This is a genomic window from Streptomyces sp. NPDC088785, from assembly GCF_044750685.1.
Taxonomy (GTDB): Bacteria; Actinomycetota; Actinomycetes; order Streptomycetales; family Streptomycetaceae; genus Streptomyces.
In genome coordinates, this window is sequence record NZ_JBIVKH010000002.1 from 61,924 (window position 1) to 86,613 (window position 24,690).

Genomic DNA, 24,690 nt, shown 5'->3' on the forward strand with positions numbered 1-24,690 from the left:
GCGCTTGGGCCATGGTCATCGACCTGTAAAAATCATGTAGTAGTCATTCATGCGCGGAGTCGGCAGGGGTGGTGCCCGTTGGGGAGACGGCGGCGCCCGTGCCAGGGGAGGGAAACACATGGCGCACGTACGTCTCAGGGCCACGGGCCGGCACCGGGCGGTGAAGCCGGTCAAGGGCGCCCGGCAGGCGGTGGCCCTCGCCACCGTCCTCTCGGCCGCCGGGGTGCAGGCGGGAGTGGCCGCGGACACGGCGTCGGCGGACACCCGGACCTGGACCGAGGGCCCCATCTTCAACGACCCGCTGGGGACGACGGACGCGCAGTACGCGATCCGCACCCGGCTCGTCGAGCTGACGGACGCCGCGCTGCCGGGCTCCACCATCAAGGTCGCCGTCTACCACGTGTGGGAGCAGACGATCGCGGACGCGCTGATCCGGGCCAAGGCCCGCGGCGTGCACGTCAAGATCGTGCTCGACTCCTCCAGCGTCGGCGACCGCCCCACGAACACGGTCTACAGCCAGCTGAAGGCGGCGTTCGGCACGAACATCGCCGGCACGTCCTTCGTGACGCTGTGCCCGAAGGACAAGTCGTGCCTGGGCGACCCCAAGTTCGGCAAGTCGATCATGCACAACAAGTTCTGGCTGTTCTCGGCCGTCGACGGCGCCACGAACGTGGTCGTGCAGACCACGGCGAACTCCACGCCGTCGGCCAGCACGCGCTTCTTCAACGACGCGCTCCAGCTGCCGAACAACCCGGTCCTCTACGGCGCCTACTCGGACTACTTCGACGACATCGCCGTCAAGGACTGGGCGAACTGGGACTACCGCACGGTCAGCAACGGCCGCTACAAGGCGTACTTCTATCCGCGGGCCGGCACCACGAACTCCACGGACACCCTGTACTCGGTGCTCGACAACGTCTCGTGCACCTACAAGAACCCCACGACGGGCGCGACGCAGCACACGGTCGTGCGGGCCGCGATCTTCCAGATCACCCGGCAGGCCATCGCGGACAAGCTGGTCGCGCTCCAGAAGTCGGGCTGCACCGTCGCCGTCGAGTACGCCACGTCCGACAGCGGCACCTGGAAGACGCTGCACGCCACCGGCGCCCCGCCGCGCCGCTGCTACAACGACGACCGCGACCCGCTGAGCCCCGGCACCAAGCTCGGCACGCCGTTCATCATCCACACGAAATACGTGGCGATCGACGGCATGTACGACGGTGCCCGCAACAAGGTCACCTTCACCGGCTCGCAGAACGCCTCGAACCCGGCGCTGCGCGAGAACGACGAGGCCTACGTCAAGATCGACGACGACTCCGTGCACGACACGTACCGCACGCACTTCCTGAAGGTGTGGAACGTGGCGTACCCGGGGACGGGCGACAACACCAACCTCTGCAAGGGCGTCAAGACGCTGCCGCAGGACGGTGAGGGCACGACGGCCTGACGGGCCGGGGGAGGGGCCGGTTTGACCCTTCTGAGGGGTGCCCCGTAACCTGGACCGTCGGCGTGTCCATCGACGTGCCTCACTCCCGTAAACCTCTTCCTCCGGATTTTCACGGCCGCACGGCCGGGACCTTCCGGAGAGGCCGTCCCGTGCGGCTGGACTGCGGGGGTTCCGTTCCGAGCGAAAGAGAGATCCGCGTGTACGCCATCGTGCGCAGCGGTGGTCGCCAGCACAAGGTTGCTGTCGGCGACATCGTTGAGGTTGACAAGCTTTCCACCGCCAAGGTTGGCGACGCCGTAGAGCTCTCTACGCTGCTCGTTGTCGACGGCGAGTCCGTGACCAGCGACCCGTGGGTCCTGGCCGGCATCAAGGTCCAGGCCGAGGTCGTGGACCACCACAAGGGTGCGAAGATCGACATCCTTCGCTACAAGAACAAGACCGGCTACCGCCGTCGTCAGGGCCACCGCCAGCAGTACACGGCGATCAAGGTCACTGAGATCCCCGCGGCTGCGAAGTAAGGGTAGGGACTGAGACATGGCACACAAGAAGGGCGCATCGTCCACTCGGAACGGGCGCGATTCCAATGCTCAGCGGCTCGGCGTGAAGCGCTTCGGCGGTCAGACCGTCAACGCCGGTGAGATCCTGGTCCGCCAGCGCGGCACCCACTTCCACCCGGGCAACGGTGTGGGTCGTGGCAAGGACGACACGCTGTTCGCGCTCGACGCCGGTGCGGTGGAGTTCGGTACCCACCGTGGCCGCAAGGTCGTGAACATCGTCCCGGTCGCCGCCTGAAAGGCAGCCTGACCGGAACACAGCGCGAGGCGGACCTCACTTCCCGTACGGGAAGCGGGTCCGCCTTTCGCATTGTTTGAATTGCAGTAGTACGCAGTAGACATTTCCGTTCGTTTCTGGAGGCACTGACCCATGACCACCTTCGTGGACCGCGTCGAACTGCATGTCGCCGCGGGTAGCGGAGGCCACGGCTGTGCCTCCGTCCACCGTGAGAAGTTCAAGCCGCTCGGCGGCCCGGACGGCGGCAACGGCGGCCGTGGCGGCGATGTGATCCTGGTCGTCGACCAGGACGTCACGACGCTCCTCGACTACCACCACTCCCCGCACCGCAAGGCCACCAACGGCGCCCCCGGCGCGGGTGACAACCGCTCCGGCAAGGACGGGCAGGACCTGGTCCTGCCCGTGCCCGACGGCACCGTCGTCCTCGACAAGCAGGGCAACGTGCTGGCCGACATGGTCGGCCAGGGCACCACCTTCGTCGCCTCCCAGGGCGGCCGCGGCGGCCTCGGCAACGCGGCGCTGGCCTCGGCCCGCCGCAAGGCCCCCGGCTTCGCCCTGCTCGGCGTGCCGGGCGACGAGAGCGATGTCGTCCTGGAGCTCAAGACCGTCGCCGACGTCGCCCTGGTGGGCTACCCGAGCGCCGGCAAGTCCTCGCTGATCTCGGTGCTCTCGGCCGCCAAGCCGAAGATCGCCGACTATCCGTTCACCACGCTCGTCCCGAACCTGGGCGTGGTCACCGCGGGCTCGACCGTCTACACGATCGCCGACGTCCCGGGCCTGATCCCGGGCGCCAGCCAGGGCAAGGGCCTCGGCCTCGAGTTCCTGCGGCACGTGGAGCGGTGCAGCGTGCTGGTGCACGTCCTCGACACGGCGACGCTGGAGTCCGACCGCGACCCCGTCTCCGACCTCGACATCATCGAGGCGGAGCTGCGCGAGTACGGCGCGGGTCTGGAGAACCGGCCGCGCCTGGTCGTCCTGAACAAGATCGACGTGCCCGACGGCAAGGACCTCGCCGAAATGGTGCGGCCCGACCTGGAGGCGCGCGGCTACCAGGTGTTCGAGGTCTCCGCCGTCGCCCACAAGGGCCTCAAGGAGCTCTCCTTCGCCCTGGCCGAGCTGGTGTCCGCGCACCGCGCCGCGCAGCCCAAGGAGGAGTCGACCCGCGTCGTCATCCGCCCGAAGGCCGTGGACGACGCCGGCTTCACCGTCACCCGCGAGGACGTCGACGGCGAGCCGCTGTTCCGGGTGCGCGGCGAGAAGCCGGAGCGCTGGGTGCGCCAGACCGACTTCAACAACGACGAGGCCGTGGGCTACCTGGCCGACCGCCTCAGCCGCCTCGGCGTCGAGGGCGAGCTGATGAAGGCCGGTGCCCGCAACGGCGACGGCGTCGCCATCGGCCCCGAGGAGAACGCCGTGGTCTTCGACTGGGAGCCCACCATGATGGCGGGCGCCGAGATGCTCGGCCGCCGTGGCGAGGACCACCGCCTGGAGGCCCCGCGCCCGGCCGCGCAGCGCCGCCGCGACCGCCAGGCGGAGCGGGACGAGGCCCAGCAGGAGTTCGAGGACTTCAACCCGTTCTAGTCCCGCACGGGCCGGTCCTCCGTCACGCCGTGACGGAGTCCTCGGACTCGGGGGAGTCCTGCGCGTCGCCGGGCTCCCCTTCCAGGACCTCGGCCACCTGGTCCTCGATCGTGTCCTCGCGCTGCGCCGGGATCTCGCTCTCGCCGCGCGCGATCATCCGCACCCGGCGCTCGTCGGCCCGTGCGCACAGGTCGCGCACGGCGCCGTTGAAGCGGTCCATGGACGGCGGGTCCGAGGGGCCCAGGAGGTGCTCCTTGAGCTCCAGACGGGCCTCGGCGTACTTGTCCTCGGTCTCGCCGCGGACGGCCGCGAGAAGCGCGGGCACGCCCTTCGCCTTCGGCGTCAGGATCGTCGCCGCGCTCACGGTCGGGAAACCGGTGCGGAACTCGGTCTCGGACAGCCCCGAGGTGTTGGCGACCGCGTACGGCTTCTCGCTGCTCAGCCAGTCGGAGACGACCGAGGAGACGTCGGAGATCAGCACGTCGGCCTGGTTGAAGCAGGTGAAGATCGCCGGGCGGGCCTCGGTGACGATGAGGTGCTCCCACTCCGGGAAGGACGCCCAGTAGGCCGCCTCCCAGGCGGCCGTCGCCCCGGCCACGGCCGCGGCACGGTCACCCTCGGGCCGGCCCTGGAGCAGCATCTTCTCCATCTCGTCCGCACTGGTGCGGAAGGCGGTGGAGGTCAGCCGGTCGAGGGCGGTGGCGGCGCGGTGCAGCTCGGCGGCGGCGTCCGGGCCGGGGCGGGCGCCCGAGCGGCGGGTGTTGGCCTCGCGGATCATCGCCATGATGCGCTGGTTGGCCTCGCCCGCGGCGGGGACCTGCGAGCCGGTCATCGGGTGCGGCTTGTAGATCAGCCGGACCCGGTCGTCGGCGAGCAGGTGCCGCACGATGTTCTCGCCGGCCAGGATCACCGAGGTGTTGCCCGGGTTGCCGTCCCAGCCCTCCCAGGTGGGGGCGTACAGGACGGTGGTGTACGCGGCCGTCGCCGGGCCGCTGCCGACCTCGATCGGGGACAGCTGCGGGCGGCCCACCTCCACGACGTCCTTGTCGTCGACGCCGACGTCGGCCAGCTGGTAGCGGTCGCGGGCCGCGGAGCCGGCCACCCACACCTCGTCGTACGCCTTCGCGTACGGGTTGCAGGACGACAGCTTGTCGGACTCGCCGTGGTTGATGAAGGCGTGCTTGATGGTCGGGATGCGCAGGACCTGCGAGGTCTTCGCCGCGTTCGCCGGGTGCAGCATCATCTTGAGCGTCGAGTTCTCCAGGGAGAACATCGTGGCGACCTTCGGGAAGCAGATGATCGGCACGTCGGTGGCGTCGATCTTGTTCACCATGAAGCGCTCGCGCAGCACGATCAGCGGCTTGCCGTCGACGTCGGCGAGGGTGGAGAGCCACATGTTCGCCTGGTACGCGGACGTGGTGCCGCCGGAGAAGTACATCGCCACGGTCGGCCGGTAGTCGGCCAGCCACCCGTCCAGCCACTCGATGGTCTGCTGGTCGTTCAGCGGGCGCTTCTTCGGCAGCAGCCAGGTCGCCAGGTAGCCGGCGCCGCCGCCGAGCAGCACGATCGAGACGCCGATGCCGAGGCCGCCCCACAGGGCGTCCGTCGTCGCGGCCGTCAGCAGCAGGCCGGCCGTGGCCGGCGCCGAGAACGCCAGCAGGCGGTGGCTGGAGCGGCGGGCCAGCAGGCGCGGCGGGGCCGCGGACAGCCGCAGCGGCGTCGAGTCGATGTTGCGCGTGACGATCGGTAGCGTCCGGGTGCGGCGCACGAGGACGGCGGCGGCCTGGCAGGCGAAGTGCAGCGCGTACACCGCGAGCACCATGATCAGCAGGGGGGCCTGCTCGCCCAGCGGGTCGATGCCGTCGATGCGCAGCAGGCCGACGAAGATCAGCATGTCCCGCAGCAGCTGGCGCACGGTGACGTCGAAGCGGATCTTGCCCAGGAGCGACAGCAGTCCCGGCTGGCGGAACTGAAGATACGTGTCGAGGGCGAGACCGGCGGCGCTCGCGGCCACGAACACGGGTACATAAGGAACGAGCGCGCTCACGAGCTGGGCCACATAGAGCGCAAACATCGCGGACAGCACGGAGAGCTGCACGACGCGGCGGGGGGCAAGTCCGGCGGAGGGCACGGGCTGGGCTCCTGGCAGGGATCGGAGGACGGAGGGGACCGTGGGGGGCTGGTCCGCCCCGGTGAAGAGGCTGACCACTGACCGTATGACTTCGAGGGGTCCCGTGCCAATCCTCCGTGAGATCAATCACGGCATATAGGGGCAAAAGCCACATAGTCCTGAGGCGCAGGTCCCTCCGGCCGCCCCGCCCCGCGCCGCGGGTGTCCGCTCCGCGAAACCCCGGGGCGTCCGCCCGGCCGCGTCCCGTAGATTGCGCGGCATGTCAGGGGCAGCAAAAGGGACAGCGCGCACGGCACGGCAGGGCGTCGCGGACGCGCGCCGGATCGTCGTCAAGGTCGGATCGTCGTCGCTCACCACGGCCGCGGGAGGACTGGACGCGGACCGGGTCGACGCCCTGGTCGACGTCCTCGCCAAGCACCGCGGCGGGGGAGCGAAGGAGATCGTCCTCGTCTCCTCCGGCGCCATCGCCGCCGGGCTCGCCCCGCTCGGCCTCACCCGCCGCCCCAAGGACCTCGCCCGCCAGCAGGCCGCCGCCAGCGTCGGCCAGGGCCTCCTCGTGGCCCGCTACACGGCCTCCTTCGCCCGCTACGGCGTCCGCGTCGGCCAGATCCTGCTCACCAGCGACGACATGGCCCGCAGGGCGCACCACCGCAACGCCTCGCGCACCCTCGACCAGCTCCTGGCCATGGGCGCCTTCCCGGTCGTCAACGAGAACGACACCGTCGCCACCGACGAGATCCGCTTCGGCGACAACGACCGGCTGGCCGCCCTCGTCGCCCACCTCGTCCACGCCGACCTGCTGGTGCTCCTCTCCGACGTCGACGGCCTCTACGACGGGAACCCGGCGCAGCCCGGCACCTCCCGCGTCGCCGAGGTGCGCGGCCCCGCCGACATCGCGCACGTCCGGATCGGCTCGGCGGGCAAGGCCGGGGTGGGCACCGGCGGCATGGTCACCAAGGTGGAGGCCGCCTCCATCGCCGCGGCCGCCGGCATCCCCGTCGTGCTGACCTCCGCCTCGCACGCCGCCGACGCCCTCGCCGCCCGCGACACCGGCACGTACTTCCACCCCACGGGACGGCGCAGCGCGGACCGGCTGCTGTGGCTCCAGCACGCCTCCACCCCGCAGGGCTCGATCACCCTCGACGACGGCGCGGTGCGGGCCGTCGTCGAGCGGCACAGCTCGCTGCTGCCCGCCGGGATCGCCTCCGTCGAGGGCGAGTTCAGCGCCGGTGACCCCGTCGAGCTGCGCGACGGGAGCGGCCGCGCGATCGCCCGCGGCCTGGTCAACTTCGACGCCAAGGAGATCCCGCAGCTGATCGGCCGGTCCACCCGCGAGCTCGCCCGCGAGCTCGGTCCGGGCTACGAGCGCGAAGTCGTACACAGGGACGACCTGGTCCTCCTCCAGGCTTGAAACACCGCCTGTCACCTTCGAAACCGCCTGTGTAATCGGCCGAAAGCCTGCCACCCGTGGGGGACCTTCCCCAAAAGCACCCCACGAGGGCTCGTGTCCTGCTCAACTCTTGTGGCAGGGAGTTCAGCCGGAGTGGTTCCGCACGACCATCACGACCATTGCGCAAAGGAGGCCGTCGTGAGACGAGCGCGCCCGGGGGCCGGATCCACGGGGTCCCGAGGGTCGGCGGAGCGAGCCCTGACGAGCGTGGCCGCGGGAGACGCCTACGAGGGGCGGGCCGGCGAGAGCGCCGAGGCCACCGCCGAGCCCACGGGCGACCCCGAGCAGGGCCCCCGCCTCTGGCACATCACGCTCAGCGTCTCCGGCGCCGAGGCACCGCTGACCGAGGTCCGCCGCGGCCTCGAACAGCTCGCCCACGACCACCCCTTCCTGCTGACCAGCCGCTACGCCGTCGACCACGCCGAGATCCGCTACTGGGAGGAGGCCCGCGACCTGCACGACGCCGCGGCCGTCGCCCTGCGCCTGTGGGGCGAGCACCGCCAGACCTCGCAGCTGCCGCCCTGGGAGATCGTCGGCCTGGAGGTCATCGACCGCCAGACCTACCACCACCGGATCGCGGAGGGCTTCGGTCCGCTCCCGGCGACCCCGGTGGGCGTCCACCCGTTCTAGGAGCACCGGCCGCGGTGAAACCGGCGCCCCCGCCCACCAGCCGTTTTCAGCCATGTCTCACCCCCCGGAACACCTGATGGGCGCCCCCGTACCCCCGTTACGCTGCGCTGCATGACGCCTTCGCTGAACCCGTACGACTCGATGACTCCGGTCACCCGGGCCGCCTATCGCGCCCGCGCCGCCGCGAACACCCTCGCCCCGCTGCCGCGCGCGGAGAAGGACGACGTCCTGGCCGCGATCGCCGACGCCCTCGAAGTCCGTACGGCCGAGATCATCGAGGCCAACGCCAAGGACGTCGCCAGGGCCCGCGAGGCCGGCACCGGCGAAGCGATCGTCGACCGGCTCACGCTCACCGCGGAGCGCGTGCGCGCCATCGCCTCCGACGTGCGCGACGTCATCGCGCTGCCCGACCCGGTCGGCGAGGTGGTGCGCGGCAGCACCCTGCCCAACGGCATCGACCTGCGCCAGGTCCGCGTCCCGCTCGGCGTCGTCGGCATCATCTACGAGGCCCGGCCCAACGTCACGGTCGACGCCGCCGCCCTCTGCCTCAAGTCCGGCAACGCCGTCCTGCTGCGCGGCAGCTCCTCCGCGTACGAATCGAACACCGCGCTCGTGCGCGTCCTGCGCGACGCCGTCGGCGGCGCGGGGCTGCCCGCCGACGCGATCCAGCTCGTGCCCGGCGAGTCCCGCGAGTCGGTGACCGAACTGATGCGCGCCCGCGGCCTCGTCGACGTCCTCATCCCGCGCGGCGGCGCCTCCCTCATCAAGAACGTCGTCGAGAACTCGATCGTGCCCGTCATCGAGACCGGCACCGGCAACTGCCACGTCTACGTCGACAAGGACACCGACATCGACATGGCGGTCGACATCCTCGTCAACTCCAAGGCCCAGCGGCCCTCCGTCTGCAACTCCGCGGAGACGCTCCTCGTCCACGCCGACGTCGCCGACGCGTTCGTGCCGCGGGCCCTCGACGCCCTCGCCGACGCCGGCGTCACCGTGCACGCCGACACCCGGATCCTCGGCTACGCGGACGCCACCAAGGCCACCGTCGTCGAGGCCACGCCCGAGGACTGGGAGACCGAGTACCTGAGCTACGACATCGCGGCCGCCGTCGTCGACGACCTCGACAGCGCCGTCGAGCACATCCGGCTGTGGTCCTCGGGCCACACCGAGGCCATCGTCACCACCTCGCAGCAGGCGGCCCGCCGCTTCACCCAGCTCGTCGACTCCACGACCGTCGCCGTGAACGCCTCGACGCGGTTCACCGACGGCGGCCAGTTCGGCTTCGGCGCCGAGATCGGCATCTCCACGCAGAAGCTGCACGCCCGCGGCCCCATGGGCCTGCCGGAGCTGACGAGCACCAAGTACATCGTCACCGGCGACGGGCACACCCGCTGAGCACCGGGCGTCCCGCACCGGTTCACACGGCGAATTTCCTTACCGTCTGCCCAAATTGACCCCTCAGGTCTACTCTGGACGGGTGCCGGAGGACGTGGGGGGTACGCCGTTTCCGGACGGCCGGGAGCCCGACGACGACCAGGACCGCGGGGGTGCGGACGACGCGTTCGCCTCCGTGGTCTTCGACGAGGACTTCGTGCGGGCGGCGAAGGTCCATGAGCCCACCGCGGTCGAGCGCCTGCTCGCCGCGGCGCAGGCCCGTGCCGAGGCCCAGGAGGCCGAGGCCCGCAGGGCGCGCATACGCCGCGGCCCCGACGACGACTTCTACGACGAGTCCGACCCCGAGGGGTTCGGCCCCGACGACGCGACGGACTTCGGGCGCGAACTCGACGACCTGTACGACGACGGGCCGGACGGGACCGGCCGCGGCGCCGCCCACCCCGTCCGGATGCGCTGGCGCAGACCCGTCGCCTGGGCCCTCGCCCTGCTGATGGGCATCGGCATGGTCGCCCTCGCCTTCACGGCCGTCTACCGCGGCGCCGCCTCGGGCCGCCAGGACGACCGGGTGCCGCCGCCCGCGACGACCGAGCTGGACAAGGGCGCGCCGGACCCCTCCGCCTCCGCGGGCTCCCCGCGGCCCGCGGTGTCGGCGGTTCCCCGCACGCCCTGAGCCGCCGTCGGAAGTTGACGCGTACCAGGGCGTTCGCCCGCGGCCCCGGGGACCTACTCTGAAGGCATGGGCGGGCCAGCAGACCCACCGGAGGGGACCCCGGAAGGCGGCCCCGCGAGCGGTGGCGGGAGCGAGGACGAATACCGATCCGTCGTGTTCGACGAGTCGTTCGTCCGGGCTGCCCGGCTCCAGGAGTTCTCCGCGCGCGAGCGGATGGCCGACCACACCCCGGCCGTGCGCCGCAGCCCCGCGCTGCGCCGCGGACCGACCCGGCAGGCCGCCCTCCTCGTCGTGATGATCGTGCTCGCCTTCGGCGCCGCGATCTACATGGGCGTGCGCAGCCCCTACCGCGCGGCCCAGCCCGTCCGGCCCACCGACCCGCTGCGGATGACCGTCATACCGCTCGCCCCGGCCGGCCGGGTGCCCGGCGCCGCCTCGGCCGCCGAGCTGTACGCGCACAGTCCCGCCGCCCGGTTCCACACCGCCGCCGACGGCATCGCGCTGCCGGCCACCCGGCGCACCGCCCACTTCTCCGACAGCCAGGTCGTCACCGCGCTGACCACGTCCAAGGACTACCTCGTCGACTCCTCGCTCGACCCGGACGTGCTCACCGGCGCCACCCTGCGGCCGGTGCGCCAGCTCCTCGACCCGCAGCAGCTCGGCCAGTTCGACCGGAGCTTCGAGCACCCGGCCGCCGACGGCCGGCACGCCGCCACCGGCTGGCTGGTCCGCTTCGACCCGACCGAGGCCGCGCTCGCCGACCCCCGGATCCGGGTGACCGGCGCCCTGCACGTCGCCGAGACCGACGCGGCCACCCTGGAAGTGACCTCGGACCACACCTTCGTGTACGCCCTGCGGCCCGTCGACCGGCCGGACGCCAGGGCGTCCCTGTTCACCGTCCGCCGCGAGCTGCGCTTCCGCTACGACCGCGACGACCTGCGCAACCACCAGGCCGAGGTGCTCGTCTCCACCGTCCAGGCCGGGCCGCTGGCCTGCGCCACCGACTCGGCCGCGCACCTGCACCCGCTGCTCGCGGGGCAGCGGGCCGCGAAGGACGGCCCCGCGGGCACCGACCCGTACGCCAGGGGCGGCGCGACCGCGCTGTGCGGCGCGCTCGCGCCCGGCGCCCAGCCGTCCCCGCGGCCCGCGCGTCCCTAGCGCCCGCCGTCAGTTCCCGTCGGAGCCCGTCAGTTCTCGTCGGAGCCTGTCAGTTCTCGTCGTCGCGGGTGCCGTGGTTGCCGGTGGCGCCCCCGCCGTTCGCGCCGCCGCCGAAGTTCCCGAAGCCGCGCCGCACCCGGCCGCCCAGGTCGCCCGCGCCGCCCGCGATGTCGTTGACCAGCTTCATCAGCGGGTCTTTCGAGTTCTTCACGTGGTCCGTGTAGTGCGCGGCCGACTCGCGGAAGGAGTCGCCCACCGAGGTGTCCTTGTCCTCGGTGCGGCGCGGGTAGTGGCCGTCCATCAGGCGCTGGTGGTCGCGGGACTCCGCCCACTTCTTCAGCTCGGCGGCGCGCACCGTGGTGAACGGGTGCGAGCGCGGCAGCACGTTCAGGATCTTCAGCACGGAGTCGCGCAGGTCGCCCCCGGCCTCGTACTCCTCGGCCTGCTTGAGGAACGCGTCCACGTTCATCTCGTGCAGGTGGTTGCCGCCCGCGATCTTCATGAGGCCGCGCATCGAGGCCCGCAGGTCCTGGCCGACCAGCAACCCGGCGCGGTCCGCGGACAGTTCGGACTTGCGGAACCACTCGCGCAGCGCCGTCACGATCGCCATGATCGCGAGGTTGCCGAGCGGGATCCACGCGACGCGCAGCGCCAGCGACGTCAGGAACAGCAGTATCGTCCGATAGACCGCGTGGCCGGACAGCGCGTGCCCCACCTCGTGGCCCACCACCGCCCGCATCTCCTCCTCGTCGAGCAGCTCGACGAGCCCGGTCGTGACCACGATGATCGGCTCGTCGAGGCCGATGCACATCGCGTTCGGCTGCGGGTCCTGGTTCACGTACATCGGCGGGACCTTCTCCAGGTCCAGGATGTAACAGGCGTCCCGCAGCATCGAGTTCAGGTGCGCGAACTGGTCGTCGGAGACCCGCACCGAGTCCGACAGGAAGAGCAGCCGCAGGCTGCGCTCGGGCAGCAGCCCGCTCAGTGCCTTGAAGACCGCGTCGAACCCGGTGAGCCGGCGCAGCGCCACCAGCGCCGAGCGGTCGGCGGGGTGCTCGTACGCCCGCGAGGAGATCCCGGGAAAGCGTCTGCGCTGCCTGCTGGGTACGTGTTCGTGCCGGTCGTTCGGTGCGTCGGGCATGCGGTCCCCCATGTCTGTCGTCCGGTCGTGCCCCCGGGATGGGGTCCACAGTAGGCGGAGATACCGTGACGGGTCAGCAGACAGAAGGAGCGAACCGCCATGGATCACATCATCGCCGCGTCCGACCAGGGCGCCGGGAACCTCTTGCGCATCGTGCTGGTCGTGGGCGTGCTCGGGGCCGTCTTCCTGGCGTGGTTCCTGCTGCGCGGCTACAAGCGCGACGACTGACGGCGACCCGGGCGGGCGTACGCGCCAGACCCGTACGGCAGAGTCGGCGTGAGCGGCGGGAGGGCCCCCGCTTACGATGGGCGGGAAGTCTTTGTCCCGATCCCACACCGGATAGGTCCTGCTGACGATGAGCCTCCACAGCACCGCTGCCCAGCTGGCCACCCTCGCCGCCGAGGGCGAGCACGGCGGCAACCACGAAAGCCTCAGTCCGCTCGTGACGGGCGGTGGCGCGTTCATCATCCTGCTTCTGCTGCTCTGGATCACGACCCGCTTCAACCGCGACCGCTGATCCTGCGGGCCCTACCGGCGGGACCACGGGGACCGGGCCAGTAGGCTCTGCACGCATGGGAGCGCAGGACATGCCTACCGGCCCGGTCAACAGCCCGGCCGGCGGCCCGGATCATCAGTGGGCCTCACCGGCCAAGAGACGCCTCGGCGTCATGGGCGGAACGTTCGACCCGATCCACCACGGACACCTGGTGGCGGCCAGTGAGGTCGCCTCGCAGTTCCACCTCGACGAGGTGGTGTTCGTGCCGACCGGGCAGCCCTGGCAGAAGAGCGACAAGAAGGTCTCGCCCGCCGAGGACCGTTATCTGATGACGGTCATCGCGACCGCCGAGAATCCGCAGTTCTCGGTCAGCCGCATCGACATCGACCGCGGCGGACCCACGTACACCACGGACACGCTGCGTGATCTGAGCGCGCTCAATCCGGACACGGACCTCTTTTTCATCACCGGCGCCGACGCCCTCGGTCAGATCCTCACCTGGCGTTACACCGAAGAGCTCTTCTCCCTGGCACACTTCATCGGCGTGACCAGGCCGGGTCACCCGCTCGCGGACCCCGGCCTGCCGGAGGGCGGCGTCTCGCTGGTCGAGGTGCCCGCCCTCGCGATCTCGTCCACGGACTGCCGTGACCGAGTCGCCAAGGGCGACCCCGTCTGGTACCTGGTGCCGGACGGTGTGGTGCGCTACATCGACAAACGCCAGCTGTACCGAGGCGAATGACCCTGCACCGCCGAGAGGGGCATCGGTGAACGACCGATACGACGGTTACGACCAGCAGAATTACGAGCTGGTCGGCTATGACGAATTCGGCCGGCCGGTCTACCGGCCGGCGGGGCAGGCGCCGTCGTACGACCAGCATCCCGACGCCACTGCGGGCGCCTACGGCACGGGCGCCCCCGGTGACGCCTCGTACGGCTACGGATACGACCCGTACGCGACCGGGCAGCAGCAGCCGGTCCCGCCGCAGGCGTACGACCCCTACGGCGGGGCGCAGCAGGGGAGTTCGGGCGGCTACGACCCGTACGGCGCCGCCGCCACGACCGGTCAGCAGCACCAGCAGCAGCACCAGCAACATCAGCAGGCGCAGGCCACCGCGTACATTCCGCAGCAGGCGCAGCAGGCGCAGCAGGCGCAGCAGGCGCAGCAGGCGCAGCAGGCGCAGCAGGCGCAGCCGGCGCCGCCGGAGCCCCAGCAGGTCCCGTCGCAGGCCGAGCCGGAGCAGGGCGGCCACCGGGGCGGGCCGGGCGAGCAGTTCGACTTCGTCGAGGAACCGGACGAGAACTCCGAAGACGTCATCGACTGGCTGAAGTTCACCGAGTCGCGCACCGAGCGGCGCGAGGAGGCCCGGCGCCGCGGCCGCAACCGGATCGTCGCCCTCGTCGTCGTCCTCGCCCTGTGCCTGGTGGGCGGCATCGGCTACCTCTGGTCCGCGGGCCGGCTGCCGTTCCTGTCCGACGACGCCGCGACGTCCGACGCCGCGGCCGCCACCGGACCGCAGAACCGCGACGTCATCGTGGTCCACCTGCACAACACCAAGGGCGGCGGCACCTCCACCGCGCTGCTGGTGAACAACACCACCACCAAGCAGGGCACCACCGTGCTGCTGCCCAACACGCTCGGCCTGACCGACGAGGACGGCAGCGCGACCACCCTCGCCAAGTCCGTCGGGGCCGACGGCTCGTCGGGCACCAGCGACGCCGTCGACACCCTCCTCGGCACCGACATCGAGGGCACCTGGCGGCTCGACACCCCCTTCCTCAGCAACCTCGTCGAGCTCGTCGGCAACATCGACATCGACACCGACACCGACGTCCCGGACCCGGCCAAGAAGGGCACCACCCTCGTCCACAAGGGCCAGGACCAGACGCTGAGCGGCGCGCCCGCCGTGGCCTACGCCACCTACCGGGCCAAGGGCGAGTCGGAGACCGCGCAGCTCATGCGGTTCGGCCAGGTCATGCAGGGCGTCCTGCGCAAGATCTCCTCGGACCCGCAGGCCGCGACGACCACCGTGCAGACGCTCACCCAGATCATCGAGCCGCCGCTCACCGAGAAGGACCTCGGTGCCTTCCTCGCCAAGCTGGCCGACCACGCCAAGGAGGGCGACTACAAGACCGCCCTGCTCCCGGTCCAGCAGGACGGCAGTCTCTCCAAGGCCGCCGCGGACTCCGTGGTCAAGGACGTCCTCGGCGGCACGGTGAAGGCGCCGTCCGCGGGCGACTCGCCGCGCGTCTCCATCGAGAACGCCACCGGCGTCAAGGCCCGCACCGAGCTGGCCCGGGTGGCGCTGGTCAACGGCGGCTACACCTTCGTCTCCGGCGGCACCGGCACGGCGGTGCCCGCCTCCCGGGTCACGTACGCGGACGCGGGCGGCAAGCAGGACGCCGTGGAGGTCGCCAAGACCCTGAACCTGCCGGTCTCGGCGGTGAAGAAGGGCGAGACCACGGCGAACGCGGACGTCTCGGTGGTCATCGGCCAGGACTACACCGGTAAGTGACACCGCCGCCGGCGCCCCGCTGCGGGGGCGCCGGCGACGCCGTGAGGCGGCCCGGCGGTCCGTGAGACCCTTGGGGTGACCCCGTGAGGCCCGGTGAGGGACAGTCCGGGGGACTCCCCGGGGAATCCGCCCCGATGCGACCGCCGACCGAAAGCCTTGTAGTGACCGCCACTGACCGTTCCATCGAGCTCATCAACGCCGCCGCGCAGGCGGCCGCCGACAAGCTCGCGCACGACATCATCGCCTACGACGTCAGCGACGTGCTGTCCATCACGGACGCCTTCCTGCTGGCCTCGGCGCCCAACGACCGCCAGGTCAAGTCCATCGTGGACGAGATCGAGGAGCGCCTGAGCAAGGACCTCGGGGTCAAGCCGGTGCGCCGCGAGGGCGACCGCGACGCCCGCTGGATCCTCCTCGACTACGTCGACATCGTCGTCCACGTCCAGCACAGCGAGGAGCGCGTCTTCTACGCCCTGGAGCGGCTGTGGAAGGACTGCCCCGAGCTGGACCTGCCCGAGGAGGCCAAGGCCACCCGCGGCAAGGGCGCCGAGCACGCCCAGCGCGAGGAGGCGGCGGCCGAGGCCGAGGACATCCGGGACCTCGGTGGTGAGGTCCTTTGACCGCAGCCCCGCGCGGCCGCCGGGTCATCCTGTGGCGGCACGGCCAGACCTCCTGGAACCTGGAGCGCCGCTTCCAGGGCACCACGGACATCGAGCTGACCGAGACCGGCGTCGGGCAGGCCAGGCGCGCCGCCCGGCTGCTCGCCTCCCTGAAGCCGGACGCGATCGTCGCCTCCGACCTCGAGCGGGCGGCGGCCACCGCCGGTGCGCTGGCCCGGCTGACCGGCCTCGACGTCACGTACGACGAGGGTCTGCGCGAGACGTACGCCGGTGCCTGGCAGGGCCTCACGCACGACGAGATCCAGGCGCAGTACGGCGAGCAGTACGCCGCGTGGAAGCGCGGCGAGTCCGTGCGGCGCGGCGGCGGCGAGCTGGAGACCGAGGTCGCCGACCGGGCCGCGCCCGTGGTGCTGCGGCACGCGGACAAGCTGCCCGACGGCGGTCTGCTCGTCGTGGTCAGCCACGGCGGCACCATCCGCACCACCATCGGTCGCCTCCTGGGCCTGGAGTCCCAGCACTGGGAGGGGCTCGGCGGTCTGTCGAACTGCTGCTGGTCCGTGCTCGGCGAGGGCGCGCGCGGCTGGCGCCTGCTGGAGCACAACGCGGGCACCCTGCCGGAGCCGGTCCTCGGCGACGACGACTGAGCCCGCACGGGACACGTTCGTGGCCGGTCCCCGGAACGCGGGGGCCGGATTTCACTTTCTGGCAGGTCGCAGGCTAAAGTTCTTCTTGTTCGGGCCGCCGGGAAAACCGGTGGGAGACCGAATGAGACACGGGGCTATAGCTCAGTTGGTAGAGCGCCTGCATGGCATGCAGGAGGTCAGGAGTTCGATTCTCCTTAGCTCCACAGAAAGAAATCCCGTCCCGTCAGGGGCGGGATTTTTCGTGGTCGAGATACGCGCGCGTGATGTCGTCCGCGGGCGAGTACACGACGATGCGGCACTCCGGCATTCCGTCGATCGACAGGGACGTCGACGTCATCCGCAGCCGGGTCGCGGTCCGGCCGCACCGGAACGTCTTCACGCGGGGGCCGGGCGGCGCGACGTCACCGCTCTCCCACAGCTCGGCGAAGAAGGGACTGGCCGCCGCCAGCTCGTGGACGAAGCCCTCCCAGGCGGGCTCGCCCACGTGGCGTCCGTAGCCCGACCGCAGGGTCGCCACCATCACGGGCAGCTCCACCTCCCGGTTCACCAGCGGACACGCCCCCTCGGGCGCCAGGAACAGCGTCCGCAGCGCGTTCGGGATCCGGGGCGGCGGGGTGGGCACCACGATGAACAGCGACCGGTAGGCCGCATTGGTCGCCAGCAGGTCGAACCGGGCGTTGTAGACCACCGCGGGCAGCGGGGCCATGGCGTCGAGGATGCCCTGCACCTGCGGGCTCACCGGCTGCCCGGTGTCCTCGTGCGCGGGCGCGAACGGCACGCCCGCCAGGTGGTACAGGTGCTCGCGCTCGGGCCGGTCGAGCCGCAGGGTGCGCGCGACCGCGTCCAGGACCTGCGGCGACGCGTTGATCGGGCGGCCCTGCTCCAACCACGTGTACCAGGTGACGCCGACCCCGGAGAGCTGCGCGACCTCCTCGCGGCGCAGCCCCGGGGTGCGCCGGCGCGGGCCCGCGGGCATGCCCATGTCCTGCGGGGTGACCCGGGCCCGGCGGTTGCGCAGGAAGGCGGCCAGCTCCGGCCTGCGCCGGTCCGCCGGCCTGCCGGTGGTCCGCTCCGTCGTGGTCATCGTCGTCACATCCCCCATGGTGTGCGCCGGCGCCGGGGCCCCGGAAGACACGAACCGGGTGGTGCCGGTACCCGCATCGGCGGGCTCTCGGTACCGGTGCCCGATCGCCGTCACGCTCCAGGCATGACGACAACGGCCCCCGAGAGTCCCCGGCCCCCCACTCCTGGATCCAGTAAAGCCCCTGGCACCGACAACGGCATCGACAACGGCAACGGCAACGGCAACGGCACCGGCGACGGCCCCGCGCCCGGTTCGCGGCGGCTGCTCGCGGTGGTGCTCACCGCGCAGTTCATGGCCGTCCTCGACGTGTTCATCGTGAACGTCGCCGCCCCCACCGTCCGCGCCGAACTGCACGCCTCCGGCTCCGCGTTGCAGCTGATCGTGGCCGGCTACACCATCACGTACGCCGTCCTGCTGATCACCGGCGCCCGGCTCGGCGAGCTGTTCGGGCACCGGCGGGCCGTGCTCGGCGGACTCGCCCTGTTCACCGCGGCGTCGCTCGCCTGCGGCCTGGCCGCGAGCGGCGGCCAGCTGATCGCCTTCCGCATGGTGCAGGGAGCGGGCGCGGCCCTGCTGGTGCCGCAGGTCCTCAGCCTCATCCAGCGGCACTTCGCCGGGGAGGCCCGCACCCGGGCGCTCGGCCTGTACGCGGCGGCCCTCGCGGTCGGCGCCGCCGCCGGGCAGGTGCTCGGCGGACTGCTGGTCTCCGCCGACCTGTTCGGCACCGGCTGGCGCGCCGCGTTCCTGGTGAACGTGCCGGTCGGCGCCGCCCTGCTCGTCCTCGGCCGGGGCGCCCTGCCCGCCGACCCCGGGCGCGGCGCGGGCCGCTCCCTTGACCTCGTGGGGCTGGTGCTGCTCGGCGGCACGGTGTCGCTGCTCACCGTGCCGCTGGTGCTCGGCCAGGAGCAGGACTGGCCGCTGTGGTCCTGGCTCTGCCTGGCGTCCTGCGCCGTCCTCTTCGCCCTGTTCTGCGGCTACGAGTCCGCGCTCGCCCGGCGTGGCGGGGCGCCGCTCATCGCACCGCGGGTGCTGCGGCTGCCCGGCATCGGCCCGGCCGTCCTCCGCGTGCTCGCGGTGATGGCCGTCAACGCCGGATACCTCTTCGCGCTCACCCTGCACCTCCAGGGCGGCCTCGGTCTCGGCCCGCTGCGCGCCGGGCTGACGGTGGCCCCCACCGCCGTCGCGTTCGGCGCCGTGGGGCTGACCTGGCGGCGCTGGCCGCGGTCGTGGCAACGGGCCCTAGTCCCGGCCGGGTTCGGGCTCGCGGCGGCCGGGGCGCTCGGCACCGGGCTCGCCCTGCGCGGCGGCGGTGACGGTGGCGCCGGGCTGTACCTGGCGTTCGTGGCGATCGGCGCGGGCCTCTCGCTCGCCTTCGGCCCGACGCTCACCGGGGCGCTGGCGACGGTGCGGCCCGAGGACGCGGCCGACGCCAGCGGACTGCTCACCACGGTGACCCAGCTCGGCATGCTGATCGGCGTCGCCGGCTTCGGCACACTTTTTCTCGGCCGCGTTGAGACGGCGCGGCCCCTCGGAGCGTATGGCTCTGCGGACGCGCTCCTGATCTGCGCCTACGCGCTGGCCGCGGTGGCCGCCGCGGGCGCCGTGTCCGGACTGGTACGCAGGCGTCGCTGACCGTGTCGCTCCGGCCGTGGCAGAATCGGACGACCGGGAGGGGGCTGCGTCCGACCGACGACGACGGCCCGACGGGAGGGAGTGCGCGATGCCCGCGAGCATCCATGAGGAGGCCGACCGCCTCGTCGGTGTGACAGCGTCGCCCGCCGGGCTCCCGTCCCCGTCCGTCCCCGATGTCCGCACCCGGGAAGTCGCCTCGCGCGGCACCCGGGTGCTTCTCAACTGTCCGTCCTGCGGGTCCTCCCATGTCGCCCAGATGCTGGGTGACAACGGCGGGGTCTCGTACGTGTGCACGGCCTGCGGCCACAGCTGGAGCTGAGCGGAACGACATGGGGTCACACAGGAGGAAGTGCGACTGGTGCGGCAGCGGCACGCCCATTGTGCGTGACATGGAGCCCCTGAACCCCGAGTACCAGTACTGGTGCGAGGAGTGCGCGCGGGCGCTGATCATAAAGGGCGACCCGATCGAGACATACCGGGAGCTGGAGGGTGAGCCGATCTACGGCCGCCTCCTGGACGAGCACTGCACGCTCAAGCGGTTCTACTCGTTCGCCACAGCCTGACCCCGGCGTACGCCAGGAAGGCGCAGCCCACTGCCGCGTAGAGCGCGGACAGCGCCAACTGGACACCGCTCTGGTCCAGTTCGGGCCGCCCCCCGCCGTGCGGCACCCACCACAGGGCGTACGAGCAGAACAGCGCACCCAGGACGGCCGCCGCGCGGCGCCGGCCCGCCTCCCACACCAGCAGCACCAGCGGCACGCACCACACCCAGTGGTGCGACCAGGAGACCGGGCTGACCAGGAGTGCCGTCGTCGCGCACGCCACGACCGCGAGCGCCCGCCGTCCGCGCAGCACCGCCGCGACCGCCACCGCGAGCCCCGCGGCCCCCACCGCGGCGGCCAGCAGCAGCCACCACGGGCCGGGGTCGTCGGTGTGCAGCAGCCGGGCCAGGACGCCGCGCAGCGACTGGTTCGCCGTCTCCTCGGCGTGCCCGACGCGGCTCGCCTCGAAGACCGTGCGGGTCCAGAAGCGCAGCGAGTCGGCGGGCAGCACCACGGCCGCCGCCGCCGTGACGCCGGTGAAGGTGCCGGCCGCGACGCCCGCCGCGCGCACCCACGGCCGCCACGCGCCCCGGACCGCCGCGAGCGCGAGGCCCGCGCACAGCAGGAACACCGCGAACAGCGCCGGGGTCAGCTTGATCGCGGCGGCCACCCCGATGCCCACCCCGGCCCAGCGGTGTCCGGGCCGCCGGGTGAGATCCCACAGGACGAACACGGCGAGCAGCAGGTTGACCTGGCCGTAGCGCAGGGTCGTCCACACCGGTTCGCACCACACGGCGCCCGCCGCCAGCCACAGCGAGTGCTCCACGCGCGCGTGCCGTCGCACGAGCAGCAGACAGAGATGGACGAACGCGACGAGCAGGGCCAGGTTCAGCGCCGTCGCGGCGGCCCGCAGGGACGCGAGGTCGAGCAGCGTCAGCGGCGTGAACAGCAGCGCGGCGAACGGCGGGTACGTCATGGGCAGTCCGGCGCGGGTCGCCCGGAGCGCGTACAGGTCGCCGCCCGACCGTACGGCCGCCCCCTCCGCGCGGTAGACGAGCAGATCGATCATCGAGACGTGAGCCGCGTGCTGGGCGATCCAGAAGCTCACGAAGGAGAGCAGGCAGACTCCCAGGGACACGGAGGCACGGCGATGGGTACGGGGCAGGACGAGCGCGGTCACGGGACGCACCGTAGTGGCCCTATAAGGATCTTTTCCCCGCAAGGCGGGGCACATCGGAAACGAGTTGGTGGTGCACCCAGGGGACCGTGTAATGTTGGCGTCGCCGCCGGGGAAACCGACAGGGACGACCTGAAGGACACGGCAGCACTTCGCAAGGGGCTATAGCTCAGTTGGTAGAGCGCCTGCATGGCATGCAGGAGGTCAGGAGTTCAATTCTCCTTAGCTCCACAGTAATTGAGAGCGGGCCATCCGATTCGGATGGCCCGCTCTCGTGCGTCCGGCTACTTGCGGGCGCGATTGCGGCCCGGCGGGAGCGCGCGCGGCAGGGCGGGGCGCGGCGGGAGCGCGGCGGGGTCGCCCTCGATGCGCAGGGCGAGCGCCGGGCAGCGGCGCACGGCCCGTACCGCGTTCGCCTCCGAGTAGCGCGGCACCGCCGCCTCCGCGACCGAGGGGAAGCCGTCGGGGCCCAGCTGGATCAGCTCCGGCACGATGTCCGCGCACAGTCCGTGGCCCTGGCACAGCGTCCAGTCGACGGCGAGCCGCTTGCCGCTGGGCGCGGCGCCCACGGGGGCCTCGGCGTGCAGCGGCAGCACTCCGCGCACCGGCCGCCCGCACCCGGCGCCCAGCACGTGCGCGGCCAGGTCGTCGGTGAACGCGGAGATCGTCGACTCGATGAACGCCGCCGATCCGTCGGGGTGCTTGCAGGCCCCCCGGCGCTTCACCGCCCGCGTCACCTCGCGCAGCGCCTCCAGGGCGGTCGGGCCGCCGCCGTTCAGGACGTCCTCCAGGCCGCGGGCCGCCGCCGGGAGGCCGAGGTAGCAGGGGCCGCACTGGCCCGCGCTCTCCGCCGCCAGCCACTGCGCCACCCGCAGCGCCTCGCCGAGCGGGCAGGTGTCCGGGCCGATCGGCAGGATCGCGCCCGCGCCCAGTGCGCCGCCGCGGGCCTCCAGGGAGGCCCGCGACACGATCGCGTCCTGCGCGCCGACCCCGTCCAGCCACTTGCCGTGATAGCCGCCCGTGAGCACGCCCTGGGGGAGCGGGGGAGCGCCGGCGAGCTGGAGGACGTAGCGCAGCGGGACGCCGGAGGGGGCCTCCAGGACCATGGGGCGGGCGACCGCGCCGGAGAGGGTGAGCAGCACCGTGCCGGGCTCGTCGTGCAGGCCCGTGCGGCAGTAGCGCTCCGGGCCGGTGCGGGCGGCGACGGCGAGCTGTGCGAAGGTCTCCGCGTTCGACAGGAGGGTGGGGGCGCCGCCCACCCCGGTGTCGGAGGCGCGGACCTTGCGGCCCGGCGGCATCGGCGGGCCGCCGTCCGCCGAGCGGATCAGCGCCGAGGACTCGCCGGTGACCATGCGCACCGGATTGCGCTGCACGCGCGCGCGGAGCGGGGCGCCGCGCCGGTTGGTGAGGCCGCGCTCGGCGAACGCCGCCTGGACGGAGGCCTCGGTGGAGTCGCGGGTGACGCCCACGACGAGGGTGCGCGCGCCGAGCGCCTCGGCGACCAGGAGGGCGCCGTCGAGGATCAGGTGCGGGGCCCGGTTGAGGAGCACCGTGTCCTTGCGGCAGGCCGGTTCGTCCTCGCTGCCGTTGACGACGACCACGGGACGCACCCCGCGCCGGATCGCCGACTCGGCGACCGCGCGCAGCTTCTTGGCGAACGGGAAGCCCGCGCCGCCCCGGCCGCGCAGCGACACCGCCTGGGCCAGCCGGGCCAGCTGCTCGCCCGCCATGGGCTCCAGCGGGCCGTGCACCTTCAGATGCATGGCGAGGTCGAGCCGCTCCACCAGGTCGAACCCGGCGGTGAGCTGCGGAAGGCCGACGACGCGCACTTCGGGGACGTCCGGCAGTGCCGTGTTCACTGCGGTCCTCCGTAGGGAGTGGACCAGGGCTCACCGGAGGACGGCGGCTGGAAGGGGTCGGCCGGCGGGGCGCCGGGGCCGACGGGCTCCGTGCTGTCGGCGGGGTCCGTGAGGTTGGTGACGCGGGTGAGATCCGCGGGGTCCGCGGGGTCCGCGGGGTCTGCGGGGTTCGTGGTGTCCGTGGGGTTCGTGGTGTCTCGCGCGGGGTGTGCGTACGTCCTATAAGGGGCGTCGTTCCCGTACGGGCCTCCATAGGTGGCCTCGTACTGGGGCACGCCTCCGTAGGGCGTGTCGTACGCGGGGTCGTACGCGGACGGCGGCGCCTCGGCCAACGGCGGCGGCGAGGGGGCGGGCCAGCGCCCGCCGGTGGCCGGCTCGACGACGCTCATGGGCGCCGTCAGGGGATCCATGGCGTCCTCGGGCACGCCGCCGGGGAGCGGTTCCGCGGGCTCCGCCGGGATGTACGGCACCGCCTGCACGTAGGGGACCGACTCGGTGACCGCCTCCGCGCGCGGGACGGCGGAGACGGCCCGGTAGGCGGCCGCGAACCCGGCGTCGGACGGTGCGGGACGCGCGGCGCCCGCGAAGTGCTCCGGGACGCCGGGCGCCGGGCGGCGGTGCCCGGCGGGGCTCTCGCGGCCCGGCAGGTCCTCGGACCCGGCCGGGCCGCCGCGCACGGCGCGCATCCCGCGCGGGCTGCGCAGGGCGCGGGCGTCGCGGTCGAGGAGCGTCAGAAGGCGCGCCGCCACCTTGGCCTTCACGGGCCGCGGCGCCGCGCGCAGGGCCACGGCGCCGGCCACCGCGAGCAGGCACAGGCAGTACAGGACGGTCACGTACGTCTTGGGCTGCCTGCCCGCGTACAGGCCGTGCACCAGGGCGAAGCACCAGGCCGGATAGGCGAGCATGTGGGTCGCGCGCCAGCGCGCGGCGAGCCGCGCCGGGGAGGCCATGGAGCTGCGCAGCGCGCCGGTGACGCCGGTGGTCACCATCAGGAGCCCGGCGAGCACACCGAACCCGATCAGGCCGCTGCTGCCGGTGACGCCCGTACCGAAGGGGACCAGTGCCCCGACGAGCGTCACATGGGCGAGCGCCAGCTTCACGCTGACGTGCAGCAGCAGGAAGCCCAGCGAGGCGACCGCGGTGGCCCGGTGCACGGCCTGGGAGAGCAGCCGCTGCCGCGAGGTGAGGAACAGCCGGTCGGAGGCGACCAGGCCCCACACGACGGACGCGGAGAGCGACACCAGCGACAGCACGCCCGTGGTGAAGTCGAGCGCCGCTCTGAAGGCGTCGCTCCCCGTGACCACGATCAGGGGGAGGAGCAGCAGCACCGCCGCGCCGAACACCCCCGTGGTCGCGCGGCGGCTCTTCGCGGTGGTGCGTGAACTCCGCCTGGTGCGGGGCGAGTTCACTATGTGAGGGGTTCGAGGGTGCATGGGGGCGACTCCGAGAAGGTTCGGCACAGTGGACCCACAGCCCGCACTCTAGGTCGCTGAATACCGGGCAGTACGAGGTTTGAGTTATCTCGCCGTTATCTAGAGAAGCCTGGTATTTGTGATGCCCCGATAGCGGCGGGTACGCGGGGTAACCCCGGTGCGGCACGGGTGTGGCACCGGTGGGGCTCGGGGTGCCGCACCAGGCCGTCGCGGCTCGAACGGGGCCTGCGGTACCCTGACGCCATGCGTGCCGTACGCCTTCTGCTTAGTGAGCCGCGCTGATCAGTCCCGA

The 24,690-nt window shown here is 72.3% G+C and carries 24 protein-coding genes and 2 tRNA genes; 20 read left to right on the plus strand and 6 right to left on the minus strand.

The features are described from left to right. Positions 1–118: 118 nt before the first annotated feature. The 4 genes from ACIP5K_RS05935 to obgE all read left to right on the plus strand — a co-directional run bounded on the left by ACIP5K_RS05935 (position 119) and on the right by obgE (position 3,820). Positions 119–1,447 (plus strand): phospholipase D-like domain-containing protein, encoded by a 1,329-nt coding sequence (locus tag ACIP5K_RS05935; RefSeq protein WP_401405396.1) that lies wholly within the window; start codon positions 119–121, stop codon positions 1,445–1,447. Positions 1,448–1,644: 197 nt separating this feature from the next. Next, complete coding sequence (gene rplU / locus ACIP5K_RS05940; protein WP_401405398.1) at positions 1,645–1,965, plus strand: 50S ribosomal protein L21; 321 nt, start codon at positions 1,645–1,647, stop codon at positions 1,963–1,965. Between the two features lie 16 nt (positions 1,966–1,981). Next, positions 1,982–2,239, plus strand: a complete 258-nt coding sequence (gene rpmA / locus ACIP5K_RS05945; RefSeq protein WP_026245994.1) for a 50S ribosomal protein L27 — start codon at positions 1,982–1,984, stop codon at positions 2,237–2,239. A gap of 132 nt (positions 2,240–2,371) precedes the next feature. Continuing rightward, entirely contained in the window at positions 2,372–3,820 is a 1,449-nt protein-coding gene (obgE, locus tag ACIP5K_RS05950; protein WP_401405400.1) for a GTPase ObgE, read from the plus strand. A 22-nt stretch (positions 3,821–3,842) separates the two neighbouring features. On the opposite strand, the gene ACIP5K_RS05955 is transcribed toward obgE, so the two are convergent. Next, on the minus strand, positions 3,843–5,951 hold the full coding sequence (locus ACIP5K_RS05955; protein WP_401405402.1) for a hypothetical protein: 2,109 nt from the start codon (positions 5,949–5,951) through the stop codon (positions 3,843–3,845). Positions 5,952–6,210: 259 nt separating this feature from the next. Between ACIP5K_RS05955 and proB the strand changes: the two genes are divergently transcribed. From proB to ACIP5K_RS05980, 5 genes are all read left to right on the plus strand, one after another. Then, the gene (gene proB, locus ACIP5K_RS05960; RefSeq protein ID WP_401405404.1) at positions 6,211–7,362 is read left to right on the plus strand and encodes a glutamate 5-kinase; all 1,152 of its coding nucleotides are present in this window, start codon (positions 6,211–6,213) and stop codon (positions 7,360–7,362) included. 177 nt (positions 7,363–7,539) lie between these two features. After that, entirely contained in the window at positions 7,540–8,031 is a 492-nt protein-coding gene (locus ACIP5K_RS05965) for a hypothetical protein (protein ID WP_401405405.1), read from the plus strand. 111 nt (positions 8,032–8,142) lie between these two features. Further along, on the plus strand, positions 8,143–9,429 hold the full coding sequence (locus ACIP5K_RS05970; protein WP_401405407.1) for a glutamate-5-semialdehyde dehydrogenase: 1,287 nt from the start codon (positions 8,143–8,145) through the stop codon (positions 9,427–9,429). 82 nt (positions 9,430–9,511) lie between these two features. Continuing rightward, positions 9,512–10,099 carry a hypothetical protein gene (locus tag ACIP5K_RS05975; protein WP_401405409.1) on the plus strand — a complete coding sequence of 196 codons (588 nt, stop codon included), beginning with the start codon at positions 9,512–9,514 and terminating at the stop codon, positions 10,097–10,099. Between the two features lie 66 nt (positions 10,100–10,165). After that, positions 10,166–11,257 carry a hypothetical protein gene (locus ACIP5K_RS05980; RefSeq protein WP_401405411.1) on the plus strand — a complete coding sequence of 364 codons (1,092 nt, stop codon included), beginning with the start codon at positions 10,166–10,168 and terminating at the stop codon, positions 11,255–11,257. Positions 11,258–11,306: 49 nt separating this feature from the next. Here the strand turns inward: ACIP5K_RS05980 and ACIP5K_RS05985 are convergent, their stop codons facing one another. Continuing rightward, positions 11,307–12,398: a M48 family metallopeptidase gene (locus tag ACIP5K_RS05985; protein WP_401405413.1), complete on the minus strand. Its 1,092-nt coding sequence runs from the start codon at positions 12,396–12,398 to the stop codon at positions 11,307–11,309. A 99-nt stretch (positions 12,399–12,497) separates the two neighbouring features. On the opposite strand from ACIP5K_RS05985, the gene ACIP5K_RS05990 reads away from it, so the two are divergent. The 7 genes from ACIP5K_RS05990 to ACIP5K_RS06020 all read left to right on the plus strand — a co-directional run bounded on the left by ACIP5K_RS05990 (position 12,498) and on the right by ACIP5K_RS06020 (position 16,874). After that, positions 12,498–12,626 carry a hypothetical protein gene (locus ACIP5K_RS05990; protein ID WP_351444222.1) on the plus strand — a complete coding sequence of 43 codons (129 nt, stop codon included), beginning with the start codon at positions 12,498–12,500 and terminating at the stop codon, positions 12,624–12,626. Between the two features lie 127 nt (positions 12,627–12,753). Further along, entirely contained in the window at positions 12,754–12,915 is a 162-nt protein-coding gene (locus tag ACIP5K_RS05995) for a hypothetical protein (protein ID WP_401405415.1), read from the plus strand. Between the two features lie 55 nt (positions 12,916–12,970). Next, positions 12,971–13,633 carry a nicotinate-nucleotide adenylyltransferase gene (nadD, locus tag ACIP5K_RS06000; protein ID WP_401405417.1) on the plus strand — a complete coding sequence of 221 codons (663 nt, stop codon included), beginning with the start codon at positions 12,971–12,973 and terminating at the stop codon, positions 13,631–13,633. A gap of 25 nt (positions 13,634–13,658) precedes the next feature. Then, positions 13,659–15,407 (plus strand): LCP family protein, encoded by a 1,749-nt coding sequence (locus ACIP5K_RS06005; RefSeq protein ID WP_401405419.1) that lies wholly within the window; start codon positions 13,659–13,661, stop codon positions 15,405–15,407. 161 nt (positions 15,408–15,568) lie between these two features. Further along, positions 15,569–16,027, plus strand: a complete 459-nt coding sequence (gene rsfS, locus ACIP5K_RS06010; RefSeq protein WP_111668354.1) for a ribosome silencing factor — start codon at positions 15,569–15,571, stop codon at positions 16,025–16,027. After that, positions 16,024–16,671 (plus strand): histidine phosphatase family protein, encoded by a 648-nt coding sequence (locus ACIP5K_RS06015; protein WP_401405422.1) that lies wholly within the window; start codon positions 16,024–16,026, stop codon positions 16,669–16,671. The genes rsfS and ACIP5K_RS06015 overlap by 4 nt, the downstream gene beginning before the upstream one ends. Positions 16,672–16,801: 130 nt before the next feature. Then, positions 16,802–16,874 (plus strand) — tRNA-Ala (locus ACIP5K_RS06020). A 20-nt stretch (positions 16,875–16,894) separates the two neighbouring features. Here the strand turns inward: ACIP5K_RS06020 and ACIP5K_RS06025 are convergent. Continuing rightward, positions 16,895–17,773: a helix-turn-helix transcriptional regulator gene (locus ACIP5K_RS06025; RefSeq protein ID WP_401405424.1), complete on the minus strand. Its 879-nt coding sequence runs from the start codon at positions 17,771–17,773 to the stop codon at positions 16,895–16,897. Positions 17,774–17,878: 105 nt separating this feature from the next. On the opposite strand from ACIP5K_RS06025, the gene ACIP5K_RS06030 reads away from it, so the two are divergent. From ACIP5K_RS06030 to ACIP5K_RS06040, 3 genes are all read left to right on the plus strand, one after another. Continuing rightward, entirely contained in the window at positions 17,879–19,387 is a 1,509-nt protein-coding gene (locus tag ACIP5K_RS06030; protein WP_401405426.1) for an MFS transporter, read from the plus strand. An 88-nt stretch (positions 19,388–19,475) separates the two neighbouring features. After that, positions 19,476–19,706, plus strand: coding sequence for a hypothetical protein (locus ACIP5K_RS06035; protein ID WP_401405427.1), 231 nt, complete (start codon positions 19,476–19,478; stop codon positions 19,704–19,706). 10 nt (positions 19,707–19,716) lie between these two features. Further along, the gene (locus ACIP5K_RS06040) at positions 19,717–19,950 is read left to right on the plus strand and encodes a hypothetical protein (protein WP_401405428.1); all 234 of its coding nucleotides are present in this window, start codon (positions 19,717–19,719) and stop codon (positions 19,948–19,950) included. Here ACIP5K_RS06040 and ACIP5K_RS06045 read toward each other — a convergent pair. Next, the gene (locus ACIP5K_RS06045; protein ID WP_401405430.1) at positions 19,919–21,109 is read right to left on the minus strand and encodes a glycosyltransferase 87 family protein; all 1,191 of its coding nucleotides are present in this window, start codon (positions 21,107–21,109) and stop codon (positions 19,919–19,921) included. The genes ACIP5K_RS06040 and ACIP5K_RS06045 overlap by 32 nt on opposite strands. Before the next feature lie 155 nt (positions 21,110–21,264). Between ACIP5K_RS06045 and ACIP5K_RS06050 the strand changes: the two genes are divergently transcribed. Next, positions 21,265–21,337, plus strand: a tRNA-Ala gene (locus ACIP5K_RS06050). Between the two features lie 53 nt (positions 21,338–21,390). Here ACIP5K_RS06050 and ACIP5K_RS06055 read toward each other — a convergent pair. Then, complete coding sequence (locus tag ACIP5K_RS06055) at positions 21,391–22,965, minus strand: NADH-ubiquinone oxidoreductase-F iron-sulfur binding region domain-containing protein (protein WP_401405432.1); 1,575 nt, start codon at positions 22,963–22,965, stop codon at positions 21,391–21,393. Beyond that, entirely contained in the window at positions 22,962–24,374 is a 1,413-nt protein-coding gene (locus ACIP5K_RS06060; protein ID WP_401405434.1) for a cytochrome b/b6 domain-containing protein, read from the minus strand. The genes ACIP5K_RS06055 and ACIP5K_RS06060 overlap by 4 nt, the downstream gene beginning before the upstream one ends. Positions 24,375–24,690: the final 316 nt, after the last annotated feature.